This is a genomic window from Planctomycetia bacterium, assembly GCA_034440135.1.
Taxonomy (GTDB): domain Bacteria; phylum Planctomycetota; class Planctomycetia; order Pirellulales; family JALHLM01; genus JALHLM01.
Genome location: JAWXBP010000314.1, coordinates 1 through 3,284 on the forward strand (window position 1 = coordinate 1; position 3,284 = coordinate 3,284).

Here is a 3,284-nt window from a genome sequence, read left to right on the forward strand (position 1 = left end):
ATTTCCAGCCCGCCGGAAACTGCGCCGCCGATAACGGCGAACGCTTTTGCGTCGGACCATGAATCAACTTCGTCAGCCCTCGGCCTGCGCTCCGTGAATGGTAGCCAGGTCCGCTTGCCTGTTGCTGGGTCGATGGGCAACAGATTCATAGCCGGGCGTTTGGTGCTGTGATCGATCGGAAAAATCGAGAATCCGGCAGCAACGGCGGCGTGCATGGCCTCGGCAAGGGGGGTGGTTGCGGTGTCGATCACGCGCCCTCGCAATCGCGGCGGCGTGGGAAGCCGATCAGGTAGCCGCTTGCGTCAATTGGAGTATCGATCTGGCAGTGCGCGTTCCGGTGTTCGCGTTTATTTCTGGCGTTTGAACGATCCCAAACATGAAGATGGTGAGTGCGGCAATAGGGACACCAGCAGTAGGCGACAAATTGCGTTCGATCCGTCCGGTTCGGGACAAGTTTGGCCATTGCCAACAATGGCAACTTGGATAGTTTTGGTGGTTTGCTTTGATTGTTTTCAATGGATGTGCAATAATTCATACTCATCGTCCTTTCGCCGTCGGCCACTTTCGCGGGTGCCGGCGGCGTTTTAATTGGGGTTACTTTGCAACGACGTCATAGAATCCCTCTCATTGCGATGGCCCGCCGGGTGTTCCAGGTCGACCGATGCGGTGCACCGTTCCGCAGCCATGTCACAAGCTCGCCACGCGACCAGCGTGGACACTTGCCGTCACCAAGCTCTACACGGTTCGGAACGTGGCCTGTGCCATCCATCGCCAGAAACTTGCTGCGGCTCACTCCCAGCAGGGTGGCTGCTGCGGCGGCGTCCAGACCTTCGGCGCGAGCGCCTTCGGCTAACTCGACTAGACGAGTGAGTAGGGCGGTAGCGTCAGCTTGTGAGGCAACTTTATGCACCGATCTGGACCCTCCGGGGCAATCGTGGGAGGTGGCCGGCGCGGCGAAGTTCAATTTCGATAGCGGGAACCAATGACGGGTCGATCATCCGCCGGCCTGAAACGATTGGTGCATCGGCATCGCTGAGTACCCGCTTGTAGAACAGTTCCGAAATGGCACGGGGTTGAACCTGTTGGCCATACTTGGCAGAGATTTGGCGAGCTATTTCTGAGACTGTCGTGGACATCGAATCGACTCCAATCGGTGGTCACCAACGCGATGACCACGATGAGTCGATTAAATCAACAAGCGACAGTATTTGTTGCTAATGCCCGCGTCGAGTGCCGTATCAGTCAATGATATCAGTGCGAAAATGATTATCTGCGGCACGCGGGCGCGCGCGGGCGCACCGCGTTAATTAATGTCAACTTCGACGTAAATGGACTTACACTCTGGGCATTTAGGCTTGCGCGAGCCTGGGAATTTGAATCGGTTTGCGCACCGCGTGCATTTCCATTCGCGAAGATGCGTTGGCCGGTCGGTTCCATCGCTTTTTTTGCGACATTTCTTGTAATTCACTGCGCCGGCACTGCTTATTATGTAGGGACTTTCGGCTGTTCCACCTCCGCGGTGTTTCAGTTTTCCAAGGCGAGCCAGCCGTCTTGATCCACCCTCGGCGCAGCCGATGATAGCGTCTGATGCCTTCGTAGTGACCCCATCACTAAAATCTGCCTTAGTAGTTGTTGTCGGATTTGCGAATTCCACGGCTCGCAGTTCTTCAACCAAACGCCATAGCGGTTTCGCCCTGTCGTCGTCAAAGTTCTTCTCAACTATACCAAGCAAAGTTTTAACCAAGCCCTCGGCAAGTCCGAAGTCGTCGTTTGTAGACGGATTGTCGATCGCGTTCGGAACAGCAACGTCAAAGCTACCTTCATCGGCCCACTTAACGCACGCGTAGGCGTTTTGCATCGCCCCGATTGCTCGCGTTGTCCATCGCTCCAGGACCGGCTTTGACCGATCGTCCATGTGCACCGCGTACGAAGGCAACATCGCCATGACGGATTGATAAGACTTTCTTACTGCTGCCAGTTGGTTGACGGAGTAACTGCCTAAATGCCTCACCAAGCTACGTTTCTCTTCTTGCAATTGCGGTATCACGGACGCCGCATTGCCAAGCGCATTGAGCGCGTCGAGAAAAGTCAGGATCTGTTTAGCGAGGGGATTATCTGCCATGTTCCATCACCTTTTCGGGCCGGCCCGGTGCTGCTGCGGGTGATGGCTCGCAGCAGCAACCGGGTCCGTTCACGCGGGGATCAAGCCGCGTGCCCGTTGCCTGTCATTTTACGATTCTGCCGAACAATCGAAAAGGCCGGCTTCTTTGCTGGACTGGATGCGCGACGAAGTTTCTTTGATTTCATGCTGCACCGCCTTTCGCCTGAACGACAAGTGGGGCGCGGTTACGATAAGGGTACGATGCGCACCGACGCGGGCGCAGCGACCAGCGGTTCGACCACTTCGCTGTCGGACACGCTGAAGGCCGACGGCAGTGAGGAGGGATGCTTCTGGTCGCCGGGAAGATCCGCCAGCGGCGAGCCGTACAAGGGGTTCATCGTCCAGGTGAACACCAGCGGCACCTGGCATACCGCGGGTGTTGGGCGCATCGTGATGAACTCTCGGACTGGTTCCGCGCGAAGGCTGTCGAGGCGGGAATCGAAGTCATTGTTTCCGGCGTTACGAAGCTCGTCGCCGAGAGCACTTGGAAGCAACTCCCAGGCGGATAGAACGACGCTCGTTCCGAGACATGATTGGACGTGACTTCCTCATACCTCAACGGCGCGTGCAACCGCTGCAGCGCGTCGACTAACTGTCCCCATCAATACATCGCAGAACGCCGTGAATTCAGATTTCTGTAGTCCTGGCACGCTGCAGGGCATGCGATTCCGGTTTGCCAGGTAGTAGATGATCCCCGCTGCCCAGCCAGATGCGTTCCCGCGCAGCTTCGTGTCGCTTCCTTTGAGAAGCCGCAAGACCTTGTCAGCGCGGACGCACGTTGCAGCATCTCAATGTCGTTCGCAGAATTGTTTGATCTCAATGCCGCATCGCATTGGGTTAAACGTCTCTGGTCTGCGGGTTTGAGTCGCCATCCCAGTATTCTACCCGTGTTCCGTGCAATTCCGTGGGGTGTTTGATTGCAATCTCTGTGCAATGCGAAGACCACCGACAAAACGGCCTCGCTGACACCGCATGGTCAGTGCCTCATGCTCAAGTGCATGTCGCGCCCGAAAGGTCAGATTGACATTAACTGCCAGTAACTGTGAAATCCGTCTATGTGCCACCAGGGGGCACTCGCACTCACGCGTTCACCTCCACGGGCAGGAGCCTCGTCATGGCCAAG

Annotated in this window: 4 protein-coding genes; all 4 read right to left on the minus strand. The window is 56.6% G+C overall.

Annotation, left to right across the window (positions count from 1 at the left end):
• Window positions 1–251: hypothetical protein (locus tag SGJ19_18905; GenBank protein MDZ4782320.1), on the minus strand; the 251-nt coding region annotated here is incomplete at its 3' end.
• Between the two features lie 651 nt (window positions 252–902).
• On the minus strand, window positions 903–1,136 hold the full coding sequence (locus tag SGJ19_18910) for a hypothetical protein (GenBank protein MDZ4782321.1): 234 nt from the start codon (window positions 1,134–1,136) through the stop codon (window positions 903–905).
• Between the two features lie 167 nt (window positions 1,137–1,303).
• Window positions 1,304–2,122, minus strand: coding sequence for a hypothetical protein (locus tag SGJ19_18915; GenBank protein MDZ4782322.1), 819 nt, complete (start codon window positions 2,120–2,122; stop codon window positions 1,304–1,306).
• 224 nt (window positions 2,123–2,346) lie between these two features.
• The gene (locus SGJ19_18920; GenBank protein ID MDZ4782323.1) at window positions 2,347–2,655 is read right to left on the minus strand and encodes a hypothetical protein; all 309 of its coding nucleotides are present in this window, start codon (window positions 2,653–2,655) and stop codon (window positions 2,347–2,349) included.
• Window positions 2,656–3,284 lie beyond the last annotated feature (629 nt).

Bases quoted from the DNA above. Each gene is read 5' to 3' on its own strand.
- SGJ19_18910 (MDZ4782321.1), bottom strand. From the start codon at position 1,136: ATGTCCACGACAGTCTCAGAAATAGCTCGCCAAATCTCTGCCAAGTAT.
- SGJ19_18915 (MDZ4782322.1), bottom strand. From the start codon at position 2,122: ATGGCAGATAATCCCCTCGCTAAACAGATCCTGACTTTTCTCGACGCG.